The 23,107-nt window shown below is 40.1% G+C and carries 19 protein-coding genes and 2 pseudogenes; 7 read left to right on the forward strand and 14 right to left on the reverse strand.

Features of this window, described 5'->3' with window-relative positions; translation table 11 throughout:
- The first annotated feature begins 260 nt into the window (after positions 1–260).
- A complete protein-coding gene (locus BM057_RS06575) occupies positions 261–749 on the forward strand; it encodes an LURP-one-related/scramblase family protein (protein ID WP_177186188.1) in 489 nt (162 codons plus the stop codon).
- A 9-nt stretch (positions 750–758) separates the two neighbouring features.
- On the opposite strand, the pseudogene BM057_RS12080 reads toward BM057_RS06575, so the two are convergent.
- Positions 759–1,592, reverse strand: a pseudogene (locus BM057_RS12080) (sulfite exporter TauE/SafE family protein).
- A gap of 74 nt (positions 1,593–1,666) precedes the next feature.
- Here BM057_RS12080 and BM057_RS06585 point away from each other — a divergent pair.
- Positions 1,667–2,581, forward strand: coding sequence for an aldo/keto reductase (locus BM057_RS06585; protein ID WP_092092343.1), 915 nt, complete (start codon positions 1,667–1,669; stop codon positions 2,579–2,581).
- Positions 2,582–2,665: 84 nt separating this feature from the next.
- Positions 2,666–3,508 carry an aldo/keto reductase gene (locus tag BM057_RS06590; protein WP_092092345.1) on the forward strand — a complete coding sequence of 281 codons (843 nt, stop codon included), beginning with the start codon at positions 2,666–2,668 and terminating at the stop codon, positions 3,506–3,508.
- Between the two features lie 92 nt (positions 3,509–3,600).
- On the opposite strand, the gene BM057_RS06595 is transcribed toward BM057_RS06590, so the two are convergent.
- The 6 genes and pseudogenes from BM057_RS06595 to BM057_RS06620 form a co-directional block, all read right to left on the reverse strand.
- A complete protein-coding gene (locus BM057_RS06595; protein ID WP_218147454.1) occupies positions 3,601–4,494 on the reverse strand; it encodes an ROK family protein in 894 nt (297 codons plus the stop codon).
- Positions 4,495–4,527: 33 nt separating this feature from the next.
- Positions 4,528–5,352 (reverse strand): MurR/RpiR family transcriptional regulator, encoded by an 825-nt coding sequence (locus BM057_RS06600; RefSeq protein WP_092092349.1) that lies wholly within the window; start codon positions 5,350–5,352, stop codon positions 4,528–4,530.
- A 172-nt stretch (positions 5,353–5,524) separates the two neighbouring features.
- Positions 5,525–5,971: a NanQ anomerase/TabA/YiaL family protein gene (locus tag BM057_RS06605; protein ID WP_092092351.1), complete on the reverse strand. Its 447-nt coding sequence runs from the start codon at positions 5,969–5,971 to the stop codon at positions 5,525–5,527.
- 21 nt (positions 5,972–5,992) lie between these two features.
- Positions 5,993–7,531: pseudogene (locus tag BM057_RS06610) on the reverse strand (sodium:solute symporter family protein).
- Positions 7,532–7,614: 83 nt separating this feature from the next.
- The gene (locus BM057_RS06615) at positions 7,615–8,517 is read right to left on the reverse strand and encodes an N-acetylneuraminate lyase (RefSeq protein ID WP_092092353.1); all 903 of its coding nucleotides are present in this window, start codon (positions 8,515–8,517) and stop codon (positions 7,615–7,617) included.
- 37 nt (positions 8,518–8,554) lie between these two features.
- Entirely contained in the window at positions 8,555–9,256 is a 702-nt protein-coding gene (locus BM057_RS06620) for an N-acetylmannosamine-6-phosphate 2-epimerase (RefSeq protein ID WP_047392289.1), read from the reverse strand.
- Between the two features lie 304 nt (positions 9,257–9,560).
- On the opposite strand from BM057_RS06620, the gene BM057_RS06625 reads away from it, so the two are divergent.
- The 4 genes from BM057_RS06625 (at position 9,561) to BM057_RS06640 (ending at position 16,293) form a co-directional block, all read left to right on the forward strand.
- On the forward strand, positions 9,561–10,412 hold the full coding sequence (locus BM057_RS06625; RefSeq protein WP_047392287.1) for an aldo/keto reductase: 852 nt from the start codon (positions 9,561–9,563) through the stop codon (positions 10,410–10,412).
- Positions 10,413–10,703: 291 nt separating this feature from the next.
- A complete protein-coding gene (locus tag BM057_RS06630) occupies positions 10,704–12,656 on the forward strand; it encodes a fructose-specific PTS transporter subunit EIIC (RefSeq protein ID WP_342708097.1) in 1,953 nt (650 codons plus the stop codon).
- A 95-nt stretch (positions 12,657–12,751) separates the two neighbouring features.
- Entirely contained in the window at positions 12,752–14,716 is a 1,965-nt protein-coding gene (locus BM057_RS06635; RefSeq protein ID WP_092092355.1) for a BglG family transcription antiterminator, read from the forward strand.
- A 104-nt stretch (positions 14,717–14,820) separates the two neighbouring features.
- A complete protein-coding gene (locus tag BM057_RS06640) occupies positions 14,821–16,293 on the forward strand; it encodes a DUF438 domain-containing protein (protein WP_092092358.1) in 1,473 nt (490 codons plus the stop codon).
- A gap of 137 nt (positions 16,294–16,430) precedes the next feature.
- Here the strand turns inward: BM057_RS06640 and BM057_RS06645 are convergent, their stop codons facing one another.
- The 7 genes from BM057_RS06645 to BM057_RS06665 form a co-directional block, all read right to left on the reverse strand.
- Positions 16,431–18,458 carry a transglutaminase-like domain-containing protein gene (locus BM057_RS06645; RefSeq protein ID WP_177186190.1) on the reverse strand — a complete coding sequence of 676 codons (2,028 nt, stop codon included), beginning with the start codon at positions 18,456–18,458 and terminating at the stop codon, positions 16,431–16,433.
- 40 nt (positions 18,459–18,498) lie between these two features.
- Positions 18,499–18,648, reverse strand: a complete 150-nt coding sequence (locus BM057_RS11670; RefSeq protein WP_177186191.1) for a hypothetical protein — start codon at positions 18,646–18,648, stop codon at positions 18,499–18,501.
- Positions 18,638–19,081 (reverse strand): DUF58 domain-containing protein, encoded by a 444-nt coding sequence (locus BM057_RS06650; protein ID WP_245741862.1) that lies wholly within the window; start codon positions 19,079–19,081, stop codon positions 18,638–18,640. Before BM057_RS06650 ends, BM057_RS11670 begins: the two co-directional genes overlap by 11 nt.
- Positions 19,033–19,674, reverse strand: a complete 642-nt coding sequence (locus tag BM057_RS11540; RefSeq protein WP_177186186.1) for a hypothetical protein — start codon at positions 19,672–19,674, stop codon at positions 19,033–19,035. The genes BM057_RS06650 and BM057_RS11540 overlap by 49 nt, the downstream gene beginning before the upstream one ends.
- Positions 19,565–20,635 carry an AAA family ATPase gene (locus BM057_RS06655; RefSeq protein ID WP_092092365.1) on the reverse strand — a complete coding sequence of 357 codons (1,071 nt, stop codon included), beginning with the start codon at positions 20,633–20,635 and terminating at the stop codon, positions 19,565–19,567. The genes BM057_RS11540 and BM057_RS06655 overlap by 110 nt, the downstream gene beginning before the upstream one ends.
- A 191-nt stretch (positions 20,636–20,826) precedes the next feature.
- A complete protein-coding gene (locus BM057_RS06660; protein WP_047392276.1) occupies positions 20,827–21,717 on the reverse strand; it encodes an SDR family oxidoreductase in 891 nt (296 codons plus the stop codon).
- Between the two features lie 130 nt (positions 21,718–21,847).
- Positions 21,848–22,582: a ZIP family transporter gene (locus BM057_RS06665; protein ID WP_092092368.1), complete on the reverse strand. Its 735-nt coding sequence runs from the start codon at positions 22,580–22,582 to the stop codon at positions 21,848–21,850.
- Between the last annotated feature and the right edge of the window lie 525 nt (positions 22,583–23,107).

Here is a 23,107-nt window from a genome sequence, read left to right on the forward strand (position 1 = left end):
AGTATGTGATAAAGGCTAGTTTATTGCACACTCGGCAGGCTAAATGAGTTCGAGTATATGATAAAGCTCTGTTTATCGCACACTCAGTAGGCCAAATGGGTTTGAGTATGTGATAAAGGACTGTTTATAGCACACTCGGCAGGCTAAAAGGGTTTGAGTATGTGATAAAGGACTGTTTATCGCACACTCGACGATTAAAGCAGCTTGAGTAGGTGCTAAAAAACTGTCAACGTATCAAATCTTTTAAAGGGAGAAAAAAGATGGAACTTTTTATTAAGCAAAAAGTATTTTCGTGGAAAGATCATTTTTCGGTAAAGGATCGTCAAGGTAGGGATTGTTATCTAGTTGAGGGAAAACTTTTTTCATGGGGAAAAAAGTTGCACGTTTTTGATCAGAGCGGGAAAGAAGTATTGTATATCGAGCAGCGTTTATGGAAATGGCTGCCGACATATGTTTTGTTTATCGAAGGAAAAGAAGCAGCAGTTGTGAAGCAAGAGTTTAGTTTCTTCAAACCTCGCTATACCATCGAAGGACCGAATTGGCGGATGGAAGGTTCATTTGGCGCCCATCAGTATCAAATCATGGAAAGCGGAAAAGTCATTGCAGATATTTCGAAGGAATGGTTTACGTGGGGAGATAGTTATGCTTTAAGGATCAATGACGAAGCCCATGCATTATTGGCGTTGGGCATCATCATTGTGATCGATTGTGTGATCGCCAGTCAGCAGGCTGCTAGCAGCGGATCTTAATAGGGGAAATCAAATAAAATCGATCCATAGGAAAATGCCAAGCAGGATAACTAAAATGAACACATAACGTTCAAATTTTTGGCTGGGGATTCGGTTATATAAGAAGTTGCCGAGCAAAATCGCCAGTATGATGGCCGGCAGAGAAAAGCCGTATAGCACAAAGAGTTCTTTAGACCAGAATCCGCCTAGAAAGTGTCCGAAAATAATCATCAAGCTGGAGACTAGAAAATGAGCCTGCAAAGTTCCGCGGAAAATGGCGGGGTCCCATTAGCGCATTGTGCCATAAACGACGATCGGAATGCCATTCATGTTATAAGCGCTCCCCAACATCCCGGATGCAAAACCAAAAGGCAGCGAACTGGATGGCTTTTGCAGCTTTTTGCCGACCTTGGTTTGGATCAACTTAGGATTGTTCAACGAATACGTACCATACAGAATGAGGAAAACACTTAAAATCGAAGTGGTCCATATTTTGGGAGCAAATTTGACGAGCAGCAGGCCAATGGGAATGCCAGCCAAGGTAGCTAACGAAAGCTGCAGCAAAACAGGTCGATCTACATTTTTCCAACCAGAAAGAACGGTCAAGATAGCGACTGTACAACCGACAAGACCAATCAGCGAGACAGAAGTGGAAAAACTGAGCGGCGGCAGTGCCAGCAACGGCATACTGACAACAGAATCGCCAAAGCCAAAAACGGCACGCATCAGCGAACCTAAAAATACTACACTGGCAACCAGTAAAATAAGGGTGAAATTCATGAGTGTCAACTCCTTTTTTCGATAGAGTAAGAAAAAGTAACCAATCTCTGTCATATCAAAAATAATGGATTCTAGTATCTTCATCGCTTGCTGAAAAGATAAAAAAAGACTATCGTATAAATAAGTGAAATGGCTATACCATAAGGAGGAACCATACAATGAACAAAATCAATTTAGGCAACAGCGGTCTTTTGGCTTCTGAGATCGGTTTGGGCTGCATGAGAATGAATGCTCTTTCAAAAAAAGAAGCTCAGACAATGATCGAAACAGCTATTGACCATGATATTAATTTTTTTGATCACGCCGACATATATGGCGATGGACAATCAGAAGAAATTTTTGCAGAAGCTTTAAAGCAAACAACTACTCAACGTGAAGAAGTGTTGTTGCAATCCAAATGTGGTATCGTCAAAAGCAAAATGTACGACTTTTCTAAACAGCATATTTTGGAATCGGTCGAAGGGAGTTTGCAACGTTTACAAACGGATTACTTAGACGTTTTGCTGCTGCATCGTCCAGATCCATTGATGGAACCAGAAGAAGTAGCGGAAGCTTTTGCGAACCTGCATCGTTCAGGAAAAGTCCGCAACTTTGGAGTCAGTAATTTTTATCCTTACCAAGTTGAACTGATCCAAGAAGCATTGCCGCAAAAACTAATCGTCAATCAGCTTCAATATGGACTCAAGCATACAGGCATGATTGACTTTGGCGTTCATGTCAATATGAAAGACGAACGCAGTCTCAACCATGACGGTGGTGTATTGGAATATTCTCGATTGAAGCAAATGACAATTCAAGCTTGGTCACCTTATCAATCCAGTGAAGGCGTCATGATGGACAATCCGAAATTCCCTGAATTGAATGCCAAAATGAAACAACTGGCAGAAGAAAAAGGCGTGACACCGATGGCAATTGCTTCCGCTTGGATTTTGCGTCACCCTGCAAAGATCCAAGTCATTGCTGGAACAATGAATCCAGAACGTTTAGAAAAAATTGCAGCAGTTTCAAAAGTAAACTTAAGCCGCGAAGAATGGTACGCCCTTTACTTAGCTGCAGGAAACGATTTGCCTTAAAAAGCTACAGCTCAAACGGCCAAATATATTGACAGCCAAGCTAATGAATGGGTTAAAATAGAAAGCAGCTTAATATGAAAGAGGATGATAGATGTGAAAAACGCAAATGTAACCGTCACTTTGACGAATGGGACGGAAATGCCGATCTTAGGCTATGGTACTTGGCAAAATACGGATCCTAAAGAATGTATAGATGGCGTAGAAGCCGCTTTAAAAGCCGGTTATCGTCATATCGATACCGCGCAAATGTATGGGAATGAACAGTTGGTAGGCGAAGGAATCCGAAACAGCCATGTAGCACGTGAAGAGATCTTTTTGACAAGCAAATTGGACAACATAAACCACGGCTATGAAAAAGCGAAACAAACCATTGAAGAATCATTAGAAAGATTGGGTGTTGACTATCTTGACTTGTTCTTGATTCATTGGCCGGTCGTTGAAGGGCATGAAGAAGACTGGAAACAAGACAATATTGAAACATGGCGCGCCTTAGAGGAAGCTTATGAAGCCGGCAAATTAAAAGCAATCGGCTTGAGCAACTTTAAAGTAGAACATTTGGAAAACTTGCTGCCAAACTGCCGTATCAAACCGATGGTCAATCAAATCCGTCTGCATCCAGGCGTTTTGCAAGAAGAAACAGTCGCCATGAGCCGCGAAAACGGTATGGTTGTTGAAGCTTGGTCGCCATTGTCTCCGATTCCGCAAATGAAAGAAAACGAAGCAGTGATCAAAATGACTGACAAATACAATAAAACGATCGCACAGTTGTTACTAAGATACTGCATCCAGAAACAGTTCGTTCCGCTAACAAAATCTGTCCACAAAGATCGTATCATCGAGAACTATGATATCTTTGACTTCGAGATCGATGAAGAGGACATGCATTACTTCGACCAGTTCGAAATGGAAGGCGACATTTTTATGTAGCTAAAGTAGAATTAGCAAAAAAACCATCTATAAAGATGGTTTTTTTGCTAATTTAATAGGAATAATCGAAATGGGTGTCTATTTCTTTTTTATTATACAGATGGGTGTTTTTCTTTGAAGTGGTAAAGAGCACCTATCATTCCGGCTGTATTTCCAAGATCAGCACAACGGATACTTTTTGGCATTAGACGTTCAGAAACAATGCTATTTTTCATCTTGTCATTAATCTTATTTTCAAGATACTCTTTTTGTGCAGCAATTCCGCCGCCAATGACGATCATATCAGGAGCAATCAGATAAGCAATAGTGAGTAAACCTTGATTCAGTGATGCAATCAATTCATCAATTGCACGAGCAGCATCAGCATCACCAGCTTTTGCTTTTTTAAAAATGATCTTTCCATTTAATTCCTCAACTGGAAAACTACTCATTTGGCTGTAATTGCGAACAAGTGCTGTGGTAGAAGCTTCGTCTTGAAAGGTATGGCCACTTGACAAAGGTAAGTAGCCTATCTCGCCGGCAGAGTGAGTAGAGCCTTTCCAAACTTTGCCATCTAATATGATAGCTCCTCCTACGCCTGTACCAACTGTCACGCAAACAAGAGAACGGCTACCTTTGCCGGCTCCTTTCCAAAATTCACCGAGGGCAGCGCAATTGACATCGTTTTCAACTTCGCAAGGGACAGCTGCTGTTTCTTCTATCCATTGTTTAATCGGAGTGTTGGTATATCCGGGAATGGTCGGACCTGCAAAAACAACAGTTCCTTTTTCAGCATCCACCACACCCGCGGTTGATACAGCGACTCCTGCAATGTCATGATTTCTTTTCATTTCGATAATGATTTGATCAACAGCATCTATGATGTGGTTGTCTGTTTCAGTTTTTGGGGTCGGTATTTCATATGTAATAGTCAAAGGAACCCCTGAAGAATCAAAAAGACTATATTTAATGGCAGTCCCGCCTATATCTAATGCTAAAATACTCATTGTCACTCACTCCTTGTTTATTAGAATGTAGATTTAATCTTCTTTTTCTTGTAATGCTTCAAATGTGTCTTGCCACATCTCTTGCCGGTCTTGTCGATTTGTTTCCATAAAAAAAGCATAAATGATATCAATGATGATAAGAATAGGCAATTGCGGAGAAATAATATTTCCTTTGCTTAAATTATCTTTTAAGGCAAAAAGCTGGATTTCATCACAGTAATCTAAAATTTTATTCGTTTGATTTGCGGTAAATAAAATCGTTTTGGCTCCTCTTTTTTTTGCCGCTTTCAAGCCGTTTAACACTTCTTCTGTTTGTCCACTAATGGACAGTCCAATTACCAAGCAGTCTTCATCAAGGATAACTTGATTCATTCGCATGATGTGATTGTCCGTGATGGCTTCACAAACCAGTCCGATTCGCATAAAGCGAAACTTCATTTCATTCGCAACGGATCCGGAACTGCCTTTTCCATAGATATAAACTCTGTTTTGAGATAGTAGCAGCTGAGTGATTCGAATGATTTTTTCTTCTTCAATAATGGAATACGTTTTATTTAAAATTTCTTGATAATTATCGATAACATTGGTCATGAGATTGGAAGAAAGCGGCTGAGGATTGGTCAAAGATTCTTGATACAAATAAATAAATTCACGATAGCCGGAAAAACCACATTTTTTAGCAAAGCGTGTCAATGATGCTTCTGAAACGTATAATATTGTAGAGATGTTTTTAGAAGAAAAATCAGTTAACGGATCATGATATTCAATAAAGTATTGAGCTATTTTTTGTTCCAATGGAGTCAATTGATTAACCATCGATTCAATGTACGGAACGATGCTTTTTTTATAGTCTTTCACGTTAATATTCTCCTTTGTAGAAGTTCTTTCCATTAGTTTAGCACGAAGAGCTACTCATTGTACTAAACTAATGGAATTGATGCAATAAAGAGAGTAGAGACAAAGCAAATAGCCTTGTCTCTATCTAATAGCTTTTTATTTTATTGTGCATTTTCCGACAGATTAGAAAGAGTCAGAGTTTAACTTTAAAAACGCCTTTTTTGATTGTCGCTTTTTGCTCTATCTTGATTCCCGTTTTGTGGGTATCTTCAGGATAGAAGACCAAAAGTTGATTTGGAGACAAATCGATTGTATTTGTTTTAATACCAGTGATTTCTAAGTAATCATCTTTTTCATGGTATTCGCCAATTTTCATTGATTCGATAAAGCTATGATAGATTCGTTCCGTTCCAGTAGCAACCACGTGAATATCTAAATAGGCTTTATGGGATTCCCAAATACGTTGTTCTTCGTTTGTTGTTTCATATTCAATGACGTTAACAAAAAAGTCATCGCCTTCTATAGAATGTGTTCCTTTTTCCATTGTTGCTAGATCATGTTCATTTAAATAGTCTATTACTTTTCTCTGAGCTTTTGTTACATTCTCGTTTAATTGGGACGTTATACTTATTAATTCCATTTCTTCTTTTCTCCTTTAAGCTTAATGAATGGGAGTAGTAGGATCTGCTTTAATTTCTGGAATATCCATAATCGTTGTAAATTTCGGTGCTGCTTTTTTCACTGGAACCAAGAGAGAAACAATGTAACCAACAACTAAAGAAACAGAAATTGAAATCAGTGAATAGGACCATAGACTGACAGCTTCTGATGGAAGACCATATTTAATGTAGATCATCACAAGTGAAGAAGAGATCAAAGCAGCATAAGCGCCATACTTATTTCCTTTTTTTGTGAAGATTCCTAAAGCAAATGTTCCGCCTAATACACCAAGAACAAGTCCCATAAACCCATTAAAGAACTCATAAGCAGATTGGATATTAGAATGAGCCATAACAATAGAAATCACGATAGCAAAAATGCCTACTCCTAAAGAGATGGAACGAGCTAGAGTTGTTTTAGCTTTATCATCCATATTCTTAGTGAGAACTTCTTGTACATCTAATGTCCAAGAAGTAGCAACAGAGTTTAAACCAGTTGAAAGAGTAGATTGTGATGCAGCATAGATAGCAGCTAATAGGACACCAGTCATCCCTACCGGAAGACGATAAGCAATAAAGTAGGCATAGATCTGATCTTGGGGAACAGCTGCGCCAGCATCACCTGGATTTTGCACCTTATAATATAAATAAAGTCCTGTTCCAATCAAGTAAAAAGCAGTTGCAATAAAGATTGACAGCACACCATTGGTAAACATCATTTTGTTTAATTGTTTGGTATCTGTAGTTGTGGTGAATCGCTGTACGATATCTTGCGAAGAGACATAAGAAGAACATGTATTTAAACCTGCTCCGATAACCATCATAATAACAGAAGTTTTTAAGATGTTTGGATCAAAAATAACATCGTCAGGGCCTAAAAACTTGTTATTTCCAAGAGCACTGAAGATTTCTCCGAACCCACCATTGATATCCTTAGCCAGGAAGAATAAAGAAAGCGTTACGCCAATTAATAAAACTACTCCTTGAATAAAGTCTGTCCATAAAACAGATTTTATTCCACCAGTTTAAGAATAAATAATAGCAATAACACCCATAACAATTATTAAAACGTTTACACTTATACCAGTAAGCGTTGACAATGCAATGGAAGGTAGATACATAATAATTGACATTCTTCCTAATTGGAAAATGATAAACAGTAAAGCACCAATAACACGTAATCCTTTTGAGTCAAAACGACGTTCTAAGTAATCATAGGCAGTATCAATATCTAGTTTAGCATAAATCGGTAAAAAGAAACGGATAGCGATTGGAATTGCAATGACCATTCCTAGTTGTGCAAACCATAAAATCCAACTTCCTGCAAAAGAATTTCCAGCTAAAGTTAAGAAGGAAATGGGGCTGAGCAATGTAGCAAAGATAGAAACAGATGTAACATACCATGGAATCGTACCGTCGCCTTTAAAAAACTCTTTTCCTTCCATATCTTTTTTGGAGAATAGCAAACCTGCAAATAACACTGCAAGCAAGTACACAACTAAAATAACAAAGTCAATTGTTGTAAAACCCGTTTTTCCCATAGGGGGAGCTCCTCTCTATATATATCATTAAAAATAAGATAAGATCTTGCCTCTTAGAACAAGAGGCAGATCTTTCTAAAGTTTTATTCTTTCACGTTTTTTAAATAAGCATCATATATTTCTTTTGAACGGTTGATTTGTTCTTGTGTGGCAGAAGCCATCGGTTTTCTTGATAAAAATGCCCCCTCATTGCATCCTTGTAATTTCAATAATTGCTTAATGGTCGGATAAAGCCCGTTATCGAGAATTGCTTCGATTAAGTCATTGGTTTCATTTTGAACAGCAAGAGCTTCTTGGATTTTGCCAGCTTGAGCTAATTCAAAAATCTTACGGCTGCGCAATCCATTAACATTGTAAGTTGAACCAATTGCTCCATCTACATTATTGATAACAGCCGGTAAAAGCATTTCATCAAAGCCAGAGAAGATTAAATGGTCAGGGCAAGCTTTCCGCAAACGTTCTAACAAGAAAAAGTCCGCTGCTGTAAATTTAACACCAATAATTTTTTCATTTTCAAATAATTCTTTAAATTGAGAGACACCAATCTCAACACCTGTAAGAGCGGGAATGGAATAAACAATCAAACGATTGTCTACTTTTTCGACTAAGTCGAAGTAATAGTTTTTCACTTCTTCAAAACTAAATTTATAATAGAAAGGAGTAACTGCTGAAATAGCATCATAACCTAGTTCTGTAGCATATTGTCCTAGTTCAATCGCTTCATACAAATTTGTACCGCCGACTTGTGCAATTAAAATTACTTCGTCTTTCGCTTCATCTTTAGCGATATCAAAAATTTGTTTTTTGGTTTCTTTTTCAAGCATAAAGTTTTCTCCTGAAGAACCGCCGACATATAGTCCATCTATTTTCATTTTTTCAATATTATGACGAATGATTTGTCGCAATCCTTTTTCATTTACCGTGCCATCTTCATTGAAGGGAACTAATAAAGCTGAAATCAATCCTTTTAAATCTTCGTTTGCCATGTTGATTATCTCCTTTAATATTTTTTATAATTAATTGCTATAACTTCTTTTTAATTGCTGCTGCAAATTTTTCTGTGATCAGCTGGGGACGAGTAATTGCTGATCCAACTACAACACTGTAAACTCCCAGTTCTAAAACGCGTTTTACTTTTTCAGGGGTGTCGATATTGCCTTCTGCTATAATGGGGTGGTCGATTTTTGTTAAGGCTTGCCGAATCAGTGAAAAGTCATCTGATTCAATTTTATTACCTTTGCTTTGTCTGGTATAGCCTACTAGTGTTGTTCCAATGAAATCAAAACCTAGTTCATCGGCTATAATCATTTCTTCTAAAGTCGAGCAGTCAGCCATTAACTGGCTGTCTGGGTATTTCTCACGAATTTCATGATAAAATTCGTGAAGCGTTTGCCCGTATGGACGAGTAGACAAAGTAGCGTCTAAAGCAATGATTTCAGGTTTAACTTCCATCAATTCATCGACTTCTTTCATCGTAGCTGTAATAAAAGCATCACTATTCTCATAATTCCGTTTGATGATTCCTATAATAGGCAAATCAACAATTTTTTTAATTTCTGTGATGTCTTCTGCTGAGTTTGCACGAATACCGCTCGCTCCACCTTGTTTAGCCGCTAAAGCCATGCGTCCCATAATAAATGAGGAGTGTAAAGGTTCGTCCTCTAATGCCTGACAAGAAACGATTAGATTTCCTTCAAGCTGTTTTCGCCATTTTGGCTGTTCCATATCATCACCTACTTTTTTTAGTACCGCTTACAAATGAAGTATAAATCATTATGAAACTAATTTCTATACTTCTTCAATTTTAGAAAGAGCTTTCAAAAATAAGTGAAATTTCCTTTGTTTGCTCTTCTTGTTGTGAAAGTGGTTTCATTAAAAAATTCTATTTTTCAAAAGCCGAACCTTCTCCCAAAATCCTTTTTGCTTCCTTCAGACCTATCATTTGAATTCGATAAGTTTGAGACGATACAATGGACTTGAAGTAAGTTTGAAATGAACTGATAAAAGGAAAAGAAAGGAAGGATAGGAAATGGCAAGTATTTTTGATATGACGGAACTGAACAATGGTGTCAGGATGCCGGTTTTTGGATTGGGAACTTCAGGAAACAAAGATCAGACTGTTTGCAATGAAACAATCAAAGCGGCGGTTGATGCTGGTTATCGCTTGATCGATACTGCTCAAATGTATGAAAATGAAGAGCAAGTAGGAAAAGCCATTCATCAGCTTGAGCTTTCAGATAAGAATCTATTTATAACCAGTAAATTAGATAATACGAATCATGGCTATGAAGCAGCCAGCAAAGCCATTGATGATTCATTGGAGAAATTAGGCTTGGAATATATTGATCTATATTTGATTCATTGGCCTGTTGTTAAAGGAAGAGAAGGAAGCTGGCAGGAAGATAATATTGAAACGTGGCGGGCTTTGGAAGATGCTTACGATGCCGGAAAAGTCAAAGCAATCGGCGTCAGCAACTTTATGGTGAAACACTTAGAAAACTTGATCAGCAATTGCCGCATTAAGCCGATGGTCAACCAGATTCGTTTGCACCCGGGTGTATTACAAGAAGAAATCGTCGTCTTTTGCGAAAAGGAGAATATCACTGTCGAAGCTTGGTCGCCACTATCGCCGCTCAAGCAAATGTCTGAAGACGAAAAAGTGAAAGCAATGATGGAAAAGTATAGAAAAACTATTGCTCAGCTGCTGCTGCGATTCAGCTTGCAACACAATTTTATTCCGCTGACGAAATCTTCGAAAGCTGAACGAGTCGTGGAAAATGCTGATGTCTTTGACTTTGAGATTTCTAAAGAAGATATGGACTACTTGAATCGTTTGAAGTTTGATGATTTAGAAGCACCGGATGTGGATGAAGAAAGATAACAAGCCGCTAGATTAGCATTGTGACAAAGAGCTTGGCTGAAAAAGACTAAGGAATAAAAAAGCAGCAAAAACTGTTTGTTGCACAAAAAAATAAATGGACAAGTTAAAGCTGAACCTGTTTTAACTTGTCCATCTATTTTTTTGCTAAAAAGCACTTATTTGCCACATGTATGGAAACAAAAAGGAGTTTATTTTTATTTGAAACGGTTTACAATAGTGTACGAAGTGTGAGGAAAATATAACTAGCTAGGAGTGCACGAATTGAGTGAGAAGAAAATAAAAATTGTTGCTATGACCGCTTGTCCAGTGGGAATCGCACATACGTATATGGCGGCAGAAAATTTAGAAAAAGCTGCAGAAAAAATGGGTGTCGAAATGAAAGTCGAGACGCACGGATCAATCGGGATCGAAAACGAATTGACTCCACAAGAAATCGATGAAGCAGATGGTGTGATTATTGCTTCAGATACTGGATTAGACAAGTCGCGTTTTGTTGGCAAACCGATGATCAGCAAAGGTGTCCAAGCCGGAATTAGAGAACCAGAGCAAATGATTCAACAAATCATTGACGGACAAGCCAGTGTTTACGGTAATGCTAAGGATAAGCAGCAAGTGCAAGCAGAAACTAAGCGCAATAAAGAAAATCCTATCTATAAACACTTGATGCAAGGTGTTTCTTATATGGTTCCTTTTGTAGTGGTAGGAGGATTGTTGATCGCTGTTGCTTTAACGTTAGGTGGAGAACCGACCGCTGAAGGGATCGTGATTCCTGAAAACACCATCTGGTCAACCATCAATGACATTGGCGGAGCTGCCATGACCTTTATGGTGCCTATCCTCTCCGCATTTATCGCGTATAGTATTGCAGACCGTCCTGGATTAGTTCCCGGTATGATCGGTGGTTTGATTGCTGCTGACGGAAGCTTCTATGGAAGTGAAACAGGAGCTGGATTTATTGGAGGAATCATCTCAGGATTCCTAGCCGGTTACATTGCTTTGTCATTGAAGAAATTAAAAGTGCCAAAAGCTTTACAGTCAGTTATGCCGATTATTTTTATTCCGATTTTATCTAGTTTAGCTGTAGGCTTGTTGTTCGTCTTTGTGATTGGTCAACCTATTGCGGCATTGTTCAGCGGATTATCAACATGGTTAGCCAGCATGCAAGGTTCAAGCGAAATATTATTAGCTTTAATTTTAGGTGCTATGATTTCAGTCGATATGGGTGGACCTTTCAATAAGGTGGCTTTCTTATTTGGGTCAGGTATGATCGCAGAAGGAAACTACCGTATTATGGGACCTATTGCAGTAGCCATTTGTATTCCTCCAATCGGTTTAGGTTTAGCCTCATTGGTAATGAAGAAGAAGTTTTCTAAAGGTGAACGAGAAACTGGGAAAGCCAGTTTGACCATGGGACTGTTTGGAATAACAGAAGGTGCGATTCCTTTTGCTTCACAAGACCCATTGCGCGTGATCCCAAGTATTGTGGTGGGTTCAATGGCCGGTTCAGTCTCTGCTACTTTAGGAAATGTCGGCGACCGTGTTGCACATGGCGGTCCTATCGTCGCTGTCCTTGGAGCAGTTGACAATGTGGTTTGGTTCTTTGTTTCTGTTTTGATCGGTGTAGCCGTTACAATACTGATGCTTCGTTTATTGAAGAAAGATATCGATCAAGGAGAACCCGTTATTTCTGCAGCTGATCAAGTACAACCGGCTGGTCAACCAGCGGCTTCTCCTGCAAATGAAACAAAAACCGCAGCTGATCCAACAGGCAATGAAAATGTAGAAATTTCAAAATTAACAGATATTTTAACAGAAGACTTGATTGAATTAAATCTGAATAATGCAACAAAAGAAGGGGCTATTGATGAGCTGATTGCCAAATTGGCAAAACACCAAGCCATTACTTCTGAAGCTGATTTTAAAGCAGCTATTCTAGCTCGCGAAGAAGAAAGTACTACAGGTATCGGCATGAACATTGCTATTCCGCATGGCAAATCAGCTGCTGTCAAAGAACCATGTGTTGTATTCGGAAGAAGAGAAGAAGGGATCGACTGGGAAAGCTTAGATGGCAGTCCGGCAAAATTGATTTTCATGATTGCTGTACCGGCCGACAATAAAAACGATGCCCACTTGAAGATTTTGCAAATGCTGTCTAGACGATTGATGGATGATCAGTTTAGAGAAGCTTTGTTGAATGTTACAACAAAAGAAGAAGCTTATGATTTATTAAAAACTGTTGCATAAAAAAATACAATTTGAAGAAAAGAGCCATTGTTTATATAATAGGTAAACAATGGTTCTTTTGCGTATGTTAAAAAGGATAGTGGAGGGGGAGCAAGATGAAAGAAAGACAAAAAAATATTTTGCAGCAGCTGATGAATCATATCCCTGAATACCATACGATTGCTGCTCTTGCAGAAAAACAACACTGCTCGAGCCGGACAATACGCAATGACCTCAAAACAATCGAAGAAATGCTAGCGGAGCAAAACATCGACTTATCAATCGAAAAGCAGCCCGGGCTTGGGATACGATTACATGGAAGTGCCAAAGAAGTAGAAAAGCTGATGCGCTACTTGTATGATTCTTTTCCAACGAGCGAAGAAGAGAACACATTCATGCGGCAGCAAAAGATTTTTTATGATTTGTTGATGGAAAACCAACCGATAACGTTGCAAGAGCTGTCAAATCGTTATTATGTCAATCGGTCGATCATTAAAGAAGATTTGATTCAACTGAAAAAAACAGCTGAAGAATGTCATCTTGATTTGGAAACAAAGCAAAATTTTGGAACGATCATCATCGGGAAAGAAAAAAACAAGCGAAAGGCTTTGGCAGCGACCATTCGAAACTTGAATCCAGGCAATAAAGGCCAAAAGTTATTGGAGACTTTTTTTGATGACATAGAAGTAAGAGTTGTTCAAGAAGCGCTGAATGAACTGCAACGGACAGAAAAAATAAACTTTTCTGCAGAAACAAAGCAAAGTTTGCTGCTCCATGTTTTATTTACGATCAAACGCATTTACTTGAATCAGCAGATCGAGTTAACGGCGGAAGAGCGGGCAGCGGTACGAGATACGTTGCCATTAGAATGGAGCAAAAAGATAACGCTTTACATCGAAAAAAGATTGAATCTATTTTTTACGGAACATGAATTAGCCTATCTCGCTTTGCATATAAGAGAAGCGAGACTCGAAAAGACCAATCGAATGATTTCTGAAAACGGGGAAAACAACCGATTTGCCAGTCAATTAGCCACAAAACTAATTGACGAAGTCGGCGAGTTGCTCCAATACCCGTTAAAAAAAGATAAAACCTTGCAGATCGACTTGCTGACGCATTTGACAACAGCTGTCAATCGCTTAAGAAGCGGCCTGATCATTTCGAATCCTTTATTAGCGACGATCAAAAAAGAATACGCTTATTTATTCTACATTGTACTGACCATTATGGAAGAGTTTAGTGATCAATGGGAAATCGAGATGCCAGAAGAGGAGGCAGGATATGTTACGGTACATTTTCAAGCAGCGATTGAACGCATCAAAACAAAAAAGCAACAGCCAATAGAAGTTGCCATCGTTTGTCATTATGGCATCGGTGTTTCAGCTTTTTTGCAAGCGAAACTTGAAGGAGAATTTCCTGATATAAAGGTAAAAGCTTTGCTTTCGCAAGAAGAAGCACCTGCTTATATCGCTGCGCATGCTCTGGATGGTTTACTGACAACAGTCGATATTCCGGACATTTCTGTTCCGACGATTCTGATTTCTCCTTTATTGAATCAAAATGAGTTGGCAGAAATTGCAACATTTGCTCGCAGACAAGCGACACAACAGCAAAAGCTGCCTCATCAGTGGAATATTTTAAACTATACGCAACCGTTTTTAGTTTATTTGAATGAGCCATTGAAGACAAAGGAAGCTGTCTTGCGTTACATGACAGAAAAATTGATGCAGCAAGGATATGTAGCAGAAAGCTATGCAGAATCTGTTTTCGAGCGAGAACGGCAATCTTCGACGGGCATTGGCTCAAAAGTAGCTTTGCCTCATGGAGACTCTAAACGAGTAAAACATTCTAGTATCAGTATTCTCACATTGGAACAGCCGATTGAATGGAATAAAGGGGAGCAAGTTTCCGTGATATTTCTTTTAGCGGTTAAAAAAGAAACGTTGAAGGAAGAAGGACTTAAAGGTTTCTTCACTTTTTTGAACCGACTTACAACAGATGCGGCTCTATTTGATCAAGTCCATAGTGAAAAAGATAAAATGAATTTTTTAAATTACTTTAAGAACGACGAACGAAAATAGAAGAGGCCTGTTGTTGAAATGGACAACCTTTTCGGATAACATGTGAACGAAAAAGCTATACGTGCCATTTCTATTCTTTTTAATTCATAAAAGAGGTGTGATAAATGAAAGAAATCAGTTTAAAAGAAACAGTTTATCAAATCATTAACCATTACCCTGAGCTAAAAGGAATTTTAGTGGAGATTGGGTTTACGCCTTTACAAAATCCCAGCATGGTCAATACAGTAGGACGCATGATGCCGCTTGGAAAAGGGGCTAGACGTGCGGGGGTAAGTGTAGAAACGATTGCCCAAGCCATCGAGCCGTATGGGTATGTGATCAAGGAACGAAAAGTGAGAGATAAACCAAATCCGAAAAGCCGCCGTGCTGAAGAGATGGAATCGAGACAGCAGGTGCTAAAAGATCTGATCTTGCGATTGCATGATGGCGAAGACCAAGAAGTGATCAAAGCAGAGTTTCAAGAACATTTCGCGCATGTCAGCGCTTTTGAGATTTCGATGATGGAACGCCGTTTAATGGGAGAAGGGATCGAAGCAGAGGAGATCATGCGGCTGTGCAATATTCATGCTTCTTTGTTTGCCGGATCAGTCAAACCAGCCGAACATACGTCAAAAGAGATGGAAAAAGCGGGGCATCCGCTGCGTGTATTGAAAGAGGAGAACTTGGCGCTGGAGAGCACGTTGGACCGGATCGAACGTCTATTGCAAGCTCACGTTGAAGAACCGGCTGCTTTTTTAAAAGATGGTCTGCTCAAACAGTCAAAGTTGTTATGGGAATTTGATAAGCACTATGCGCGCAAAGAAAATAGCATTTTTCCAGTAATGGAAAGATATGGTATTTTAGCACCTCCTAAAGTGATGTGGGGTGTAGATGATGAAATTCGAGAGTTGTACAAGCAATTTGAAAAAATGATTCAGCAAGATCAATTAACAGAAGCTCCGGAAGCATTTACCGCTTTGAAACACGAGCTGATGGAAATGATCGTCAAGGAAGAAGACATTATGATTCCGATGGTACAAGATATCTTTAACGAAGATGATTGGTTAAAGATCGCTGAAGAATCTGAAGAAATCGGCTATTGCATTGTGAAGCCAGAAGCCAAGTGGATTCCGGAAAGAACAGATTTTGATGAGGAATCAGCAGAAACTGCACCGGTTCAAGATGACGGGAATTTGCCATTTAAAGTCGGTTATCTGACGATGAATGAATTGGAAAACATGCTCAATCTATTGCCGCTTGAACTGACATTTGTAGATGCCAATGATACTGTGAAATACATCAATAATGGTAAAGACCGGAAAATATTTCCGCGGACTAAAAGCTCGATCGGCCGGCAAGTACAGAATTGTCACCCGCCGAAAAGTTTGTCGATCGTCAATCAGCTGTTAAAGGACTTAAAATCAGGGAAAAAAGATAAAGAAGTCTTATGGTTCCATGCACGCGATCATTTTGTCATGGTAACGTATTGTGCCGTTCGCAATGATGACGGTTCATATGCAGGAACATTAGAATATGTACAAGACATTCAGCCGATAAAAGATCTAGAAGGCGAGAAGAAATTGATCGAAGTTGAATAAATTGAAAAAGCAGAAGCATGATGGAAGATAAGTACCTTCCAAATGGTTCTGCTTTTTTTGTGTCCTGCTCTATAAGTAAAAGACTAGGTTAGCATAAATAACTTGAACCTGTTGCTGTCCTGTACGATAAGCAATATTTACGCATCAGCAACATAGGTTTCTAAACACTTCAGCATTTTTTCCAGCAGCTGTTGTTGTTCGTCTGAAGGAAGAGCGGTGGGATTTTCTTGACGGTAAAAAGCTTCTTGAGCCATGTCGACGAAAGCAAGAATCGATTGCCGACATTGCGGCATAGTGGTGGTCCACTCTTCAAAGTATTGCTGCAATGTCTGATAAGGCAGTCTTTTTTTCTGGCGCTCATAAAGGCGGATCAGTTGCAGACATTGTTTCACTAATGATAGCTGATTCTTTTGAACAGAACGTCTCACCGGCCAAATTTGGATCTGTCGACGCTTCAAATAGCTGAAATAACCCGCAATAAGCAGTAAAAAGAAGAGTCCGTAGCGAAAGACAGAAAAAAGTCTGTTGTTGGTTGAATCAGATTTTTCGCTAGAAGGGTCTGTTGTGGATGAACGCTCTTCTTGATTGGGTTGATTGTCGACAGAAGTGTCAGATGCAGGTGCTTCTTCAGAAGAAAGGTCAGCTGATTCTTCATCTTCAACTGTTTCGTCTGCTCCATCGTTTTCAGCAGCTTCGGATAGATCAGGTTGTGCGAAAGAAGGAGTCGGTTCAAATGGGACCCATCCAACGCCAGAAAAATAAACTTCAGGCCAAGAATGCGCATTGGCATTTGTCACCTGATAATATTGTTCGGTACTGTTTGATACTTTTTCTCCCGGTGAAAATCCTTTTACCCAGCGTGTTGGAATATCAAGCGTGCGTGCTAAAACAACGAATGCAGTTGAAAAGTTGTCACAGTAACCTACTTTAGAATGAAATAAAAAGTGGTCAACATAGTCTTGATTTTCTGGAACGAATGGTGTGTCACGCAAGCTGTAGCGAAAACCGCCATCCTTTTTTAAATAAGCCTCAAGAGAAAGGACTTTGTCAACTTGTGTCGTATCATTTGAGGTCAACTGGAGAGCCAGTTCTTGGACGCGTTGTGGCAAGTCTTTGGGCAGTTGGGTATATTGAGCCAGCTCATCAGCAGATAGGTCTTCAGATGAAGAGGCATCTAGTGAATCAAGATCAAGAGGCGCTGCTAAAGTTTTTAGCAAGTAATGATTCAAATTTTCTCTAGGTTTTACTAATGTCAGCTGCTCGGTTTCTGGTTGAAATGTTACTTCTGCTTGCGCGTTCTGTTCTTGAAAGTCCATTTCTTTTGTGCCATAAGTATAGGGCAGATAGGCAAAGGAAGGTGCCAGTTCAATAGGGATCTCCGTTGTTTCTCCTTGGGTTTCCAAATGGGGAAAGAGACCCGTGAACGGCAAACTGGCCTCTAGCGTTGCTGGACGTTGACTAGACTGCCAGCCTTTCCCTGTGTGCTCATCTTTTGATGCGATCCGCCAATAATGTGGATGGTCCGTATAAGCTTTGAAAACAAGATCAAAGTTTTGGCGAAGAGGTCCGCCCAAAACTTGGTCATTAGTGCCGTAACCCATTTGCGCAACGGCTCCGCGAGGACTATAACGATCGATCCAGTCAAAAAAGCCTTTTTCCTGCAACTTATTTTTGTAAGAGCTGGTCTGGCGTTGTGCCCATTCTTGCTGGCTGCTGAAGTTGGCTGTGCTCCATTGGGATAGGCGAGACAAACCAAAACTGACCAATCCAATAACCGCTAACGTGATCAGAAGGGAAGAGCGTTTTTCATCAGTCGGGATGCGGGCAGCACCGATAAGGATCAAGCCCCAAAATAAAACAGGCATCAGCAAAGTTGTAATGACTGTAGGGGTGAAAGTTTGCAAGATCAATAAATAACCTAAGCAAACAAAAACAGACCATAACGGTTGGAACTGATTCAGCAAAGTATAGCAAGCCAACACGATCAAGCTGACGATCAAGGCGAGTGCCAGTATTTGATTCAACTGACTGAGTTCGCTGCCCGTTAGTTGACCAAATAGGCTTTTTAATTGCGTGTAGAAATGTCTGATCCATTGCAGGCCAAATTTTTCTTCAGCAGGAAAATAACGATAAAAAACCAGACTGATCGTCAAGGGTTGGGTCAAGAGCCACAGATGCCATTTGGAAAAAAGGATCAAAACGATCTCAGAAGCGATAAAAAAAAACGAGCAGCGGCCGTGCCGAAGGGAATTCATTGACTTGAATAAACAACTGCAGTATTGGCCAAAAGAGGCAGCCGTTCAAAATGGCCAAAATGATCTTCTTTAGCCATAGCTGTTGCATTTTAGTTTCCATGATTAAACGAGCCTCCTGATTTCTTCAGCAATGCTTGTTCGGTTAGAGTAGAGGGCGCAGAACGAGTTTCAGTGAACAGCAGCTCTTTTGTTTGCTGCGGAAGAATCACCAAATTTTGACCGCCCTGGGTTGATAGCTGTTGCCAATGGTGAAAAAGACTTTCGATCTGTTGAACAGGTTGAATGGACAAAAAATCTGCCGGTGTTTTTTTGACTTGCAAAGAGCCATTATATTGTCCGATCAAAAATAAACGAACTGGACGTTGCTGAGAAAAATCAAGATAAATCGTGTACGCTAAACTCAGTAACTGCTCAAATGACGCAGAAGGCGCAGCCAAAAAGAAAAGATTGAGCGGTTTTGTGTCTTCCGTTTCATATTCTTTTACTAATAACCGTTGTTTGCGGAAGCTAGCTTTCCAGTCGATATCTCGCATTGGATCTTGTTGGCGATAAGTCCGGAGCTGCTTGAGCTCCATATTATTGATAAAGCCGTTTTTTTTTTCAAAGAAAGATCAGTAGGCAACTGCTTAAGAACCTGTTGATACAGGTCAGGTGTTAATGGCTGTGGATAAATAGACCATTCAACAGGGAGCTGGCGGACCAGCTGGCGAGAGAACCAGCCGAAAAGATCTTTGGTTTCTAATCGGATGTGGACATGAGAATAAATACCATGTGCTGCAGGTGTCTCTGAAAAATCTGCTTCCACTTTCCTTTTGAATAGAGTTGGAACAAGGATAGGGGAAGACGCTGACAGTTGTTTGACCGACAGACGGACAAAAGGCGTCCATAAAGGCAGTACAGACGTAAAACGAATGCGTAACGCAAACGTTTTTTTCTGTTGTTGGATTCTCATTGGCTCTAGTGAGACACGCGGTTTAAAAGTCAACACAGAAAGGAAAGAAAAAAGGATCAGGAGGCTAGTAAAATAAAATAAAGACCACGAAGCCGTGCTGGGAAATGTTATGGTGTAGAATAAAATGGCGACATAAACAACAAGCAGAGCAAAGTTTTTTAGATAGCGCATCATTTTTTAGCCCTCTTTTGACAGGGACAGCAGATTGCTGGATCAGCTGATGAATGGAGCGGTCCTTTTGTTCTGCAGAAAGATTTTTGTAAAACAAGAGCCGATGACGATAAACAACAGAAACAACAGCCAAAATGTCATCAGGAAGCAAATAATCTCTTTTTTCCAATAAAGCATAAGCTTTCGCAGCAGCTAAGCATGCTCTGTTGCCTCGAGGGCTGATGCCCAAACGAATAGCGGCATCTTTTCGCGTGTGCTGTCCTAAATCAACGATATAAGTAGCTAAGTCTGGATGGACATAAACCGCGTTAGCCCATTTTTTCAAAGCTGCAAAGTCAGCTAACTGCAATAAAGGACGCAGCTCTGTTAACGTTTCTTGCGGATCTTCCGTCAGCAACATTTGCACTTCTTGTTGGGGAGAAGGATAACCTAAAGAAAGCTGCATCAAGAAACGGTCCAGCTGGGCTTCAGGCAACGGATAGGTTCCTTCATAGTCAATAGGGTTTTGAGTCGCAAGAACAAAAAAAGGATCCGGCAATTCATGCGTCTTGTCATCAAGCGTTACATGACCTTCTGACATCGCCTCTAATAGGGCTGCCTGTGTTCGCGGTGATGTCCGATTGATTTCATCAGCAAGCAGCAAAGAAGAGAAAAGGGGACCTTTTTTAAATACAAAGTGATGTTCTTCAGCAGACGGAACAGAAAAGCCGATAATATCGCTGGGAATCAGATCCGGTGTAAACTGGATCCTTGAAAAATCAATCCCTAGAAGGCGCGCGATCGTTTTGACAAGCAAAGTTTTTCCAACTCCAGGAATGTCTTCGAATAAAACATGTCCGCCAGCAAGCATCGCCGCAATAGTCAAACGCGTCGTCTCTTTTTTTCCGATCACGATATGATCAACTGTATCAATAAGCTCATGCAATTGATCGATCGTCTGTTGTTGTTGTTTTGTTAATGTCATGGTTCACCTCTCCAATCGTATGATGAGGGTCATTCGTATATTGGATTTTTCTTATTCTATCTGGAATAGGCGACAAATTCAACGATTCTGTTAGAAGAAATCTGGCAGAAAAAACAGGTTCGTTATTGTCTAAAACAGGTAAAAAAGCACCGGACCTTAATGGATCCAGTGCTGCAATGTATTTTTGACGCTTAAGCTAATTCCGTTCCGCCCGTTACACCATAAATCTGGCCGGTCACATAGCTGGCACTGTTGGAAGCTAAAAAGACATAAACATCTGCTAACTCGACCGGTTGTCCAGCTCGTGCTAGCGGCGTTTGTTGGCCAAATGCAGGAATGGCTTCTGAAGGCTGACCGCCAGAAATTTGAAGCGGCGTCCAGATCGGGCCAGGAGCAACAGCATTGACACGGATACCTTTTGGTGCAAGTTGTTTAGATAAGCTGCGGGTGAAGCCGTTGATCGCAAACTTCGTAGAGGCATAATCCAACAGATTGGCACTTGGATTGTAACCTTGAACGGAAGTCGTCGTTACAATAGAAGAACCTTTTGGCATAAGCGGTAAAGCTGTTTTGATCACCCATAACAAGGAGAAGACGTTGACTTCAAATGTTTTACGGAATTGTTCTGTGGTCAAATCCATAATATCTTCAACTGCTTGTTGTTTTCCGGCTACTAAAGTTAATACATCAAGCCCGCCAAGTTCTTGATGCGCTTTGGTCACTAAGTCAATACAAAATTGTTCTTCACTTAAATCGCCAGGGATCAGCACAGCTTTGCGCCCAGCCTCTTCGATCAAAGCTTTCACTTCTTCAGCATCGGACTGCTCTTCAGGCAAATAGTTAATGGCCACATCTGCTCCTTCGCGTGCATAAGCGATCGCAGCTGCGCGACCGATACCAGAGTCACCCCCTGTTACTAAGGCTTTTCTGCCAACCATTTTGTCATTGCCTTTATACGATTCTTCTCCGCAATCAGGCTTAGGATCCATTTTGCTTTGAATACCGGGAGCTTCTTGATATTGTTTATGAAATTTATCTGGATGATAAAGTTTTGTAGGGTCTTTTGGATGTTGTTCTGTCATGATCTTCCACTCCTTCAATTTATAAATAGGGACACTGTCAGTTTAATGTCTTTACAGCCAGCATTCAAAAGATATGCCTTGACGTACCAAGACTTTTTCTTTGAATAGGGAGCAACGAGCTATAGGCAAATCAAACCATCAGCAGCAAGAAGGTATAACCAACTACCCCTATTAAGAAACTGGTGATACTACTTTTTTGTTCTTCCGGTAATTCTTCCTTCATAACGTTTAAAATAACGCCGCCTGCAATAAATGCTTGCAAAATGGAGATGCCAAAATCGCTGATCTCGGTAAATACACCAATGACCCACCCGAAAAGTGTGGCAAATGATAATAATAGGCGGCCATATTTGTCATACGCTTGTTGATGGTCTCTGCGTAAACTCCAATCGTTCGTGATGAAATGGACAGCTAACGCTAAAAAGTAAAAGAGCAAACCGCCAGGACGAGTAAATCTTTGATGCAGCAGCAAGTAACCAATCACAGCATTATAAATAAAGAAAGAAGCCATATGGATCCAAAAGACGCCCGAACTAGCTTCATCTGCATCTTCCAAGTCATTGCGTTCGCGAGACAGTTTTACTAATCTCTCCAAGGCGTAGAACAAGACTAAGCCGAACATGGCAACGAGATAAATATGATTTTCAATGTAGCCTAGACTGCTGTTCTTCAGTCGTTCAGAAACCAATTCTTGGTATTCATTCAGTTCCGGCAGCAAATGCACGAATACATAAGATACGGCCACCCCAGCTGCCATAGACAAGAATCTGCTGCGCGGTACTTTTCCTGCAAACTGCATGTAGCGCGAAAAGTAATGAATCAAAGAAAAACCGAACGCACAGAGAAACGTAAAGGTGATGTACATGATCTTCCCCCTTCCTACTCAAACAAAAGTCTTTTCTCACTTTTTAGCTTAAAAGGACTTTCATGTAAAAGCAAAACTTAAGCTCTTTAAACACAAGCATTTGAGCAAAAAATCCCTCTTCTGCTACACTAGTATTGTCTATATTTGAGTATAATACTACGACTCCGCCCATAGACTAGGCTTAATGTATGAAATCTTCAACTCGTTCACAGACTAGGCTTCTGTGATCAAGTTCAGAGCATAAAACCTTCAACTCGTTCACAGACTAGGCTTCTGTGATCAAGTTCAGAGTTTAAAACTTTCAACTCGTTCACAGGCTAGGCTTCTGTGATCAAGTTCAGAGCATAAAACCTTCAACTTGTTCACAGACTAGGCTTCTATGAACAAGTTCAGAGCATAAAACCTGCGACTCGTTCACAGGACCGGCTTCTATGAACAAGTTCAGGGTTTAAAACCTTCAACTCGTTCACAGGTTAAGGGGGTGTCGACAAGTTGACTCTATTGAGTCGCAACTCGTTCACAGGA

The organism is Pisciglobus halotolerans (genome assembly GCF_900113675.1).
In the GTDB taxonomy this organism is placed as follows: domain Bacteria; phylum Bacillota; class Bacilli; order Lactobacillales; family Carnobacteriaceae; genus Pisciglobus; species Pisciglobus halotolerans.

Coding starts and splice junctions, on each gene's coding strand:
- BM057_RS11540 (WP_177186186.1), bottom strand. CDS start 19,674: ATGATGCGCTATCTAAAAAACTTTGCTCTGCTTGTTGTTTATGTCGCC.
- BM057_RS06630 (WP_342708097.1), top strand. CDS start 10,704: ATGACCGCTTGTCCAGTGGGAATCGCACATACGTATATGGCGGCAGAA.
- BM057_RS06650 (WP_245741862.1), bottom strand. CDS start 19,081: ATGCGAGATATCGACTGGAAAGCTAGCTTCCGCAAACAACGGTTATTA.
- BM057_RS06590 (WP_092092345.1), top strand. CDS start 2,666: ATGATAGATGTGAAAAACGCAAATGTAACCGTCACTTTGACGAATGGG.
- BM057_RS06640 (WP_092092358.1), top strand. CDS start 14,821: ATGAAAGAAATCAGTTTAAAAGAAACAGTTTATCAAATCATTAACCAT.
- BM057_RS06665 (WP_092092368.1), bottom strand. CDS start 22,582: ATGTACATCACCTTTACGTTTCTCTGTGCGTTCGGTTTTTCTTTGATT.
- BM057_RS11670 (WP_177186191.1), bottom strand. CDS start 18,648: ATGGAAACTAAAATGCAACAGCTATGGCTAAAGAAGATCATTTTGGCC.
- BM057_RS06615 (WP_092092353.1), bottom strand. CDS start 8,517: ATGGCAAACGAAGATTTAAAAGGATTGATTTCAGCTTTATTAGTTCCC.
- BM057_RS06655 (WP_092092365.1), bottom strand. CDS start 20,635: ATGACATTAACAAAACAACAACAACAGACGATCGATCAATTGCATGAG.
- BM057_RS06625 (WP_047392287.1), top strand. CDS start 9,561: ATGGCAAGTATTTTTGATATGACGGAACTGAACAATGGTGTCAGGATG.
- BM057_RS06635 (WP_092092355.1), top strand. CDS start 12,752: ATGAAAGAAAGACAAAAAAATATTTTGCAGCAGCTGATGAATCATATC.
- BM057_RS06605 (WP_092092351.1), bottom strand. CDS start 5,971: ATGGAATTAATAAGTATAACGTCCCAATTAAACGAGAATGTAACAAAA.
- BM057_RS06660 (WP_047392276.1), bottom strand. CDS start 21,717: ATGACAGAACAACATCCAAAAGACCCTACAAAACTTTATCATCCAGAT.
- BM057_RS06575 (WP_177186188.1), top strand. CDS start 261: ATGGAACTTTTTATTAAGCAAAAAGTATTTTCGTGGAAAGATCATTTT.
- BM057_RS06620 (WP_047392289.1), bottom strand. CDS start 9,256: ATGGAACAGCCAAAATGGCGAAAACAGCTTGAAGGAAATCTAATCGTT.
- BM057_RS06595 (WP_218147454.1), bottom strand. CDS start 4,494: ATGAGTATTTTAGCATTAGATATAGGCGGGACTGCCATTAAATATAGT.
- BM057_RS06585 (WP_092092343.1), top strand. CDS start 1,667: ATGAACAAAATCAATTTAGGCAACAGCGGTCTTTTGGCTTCTGAGATC.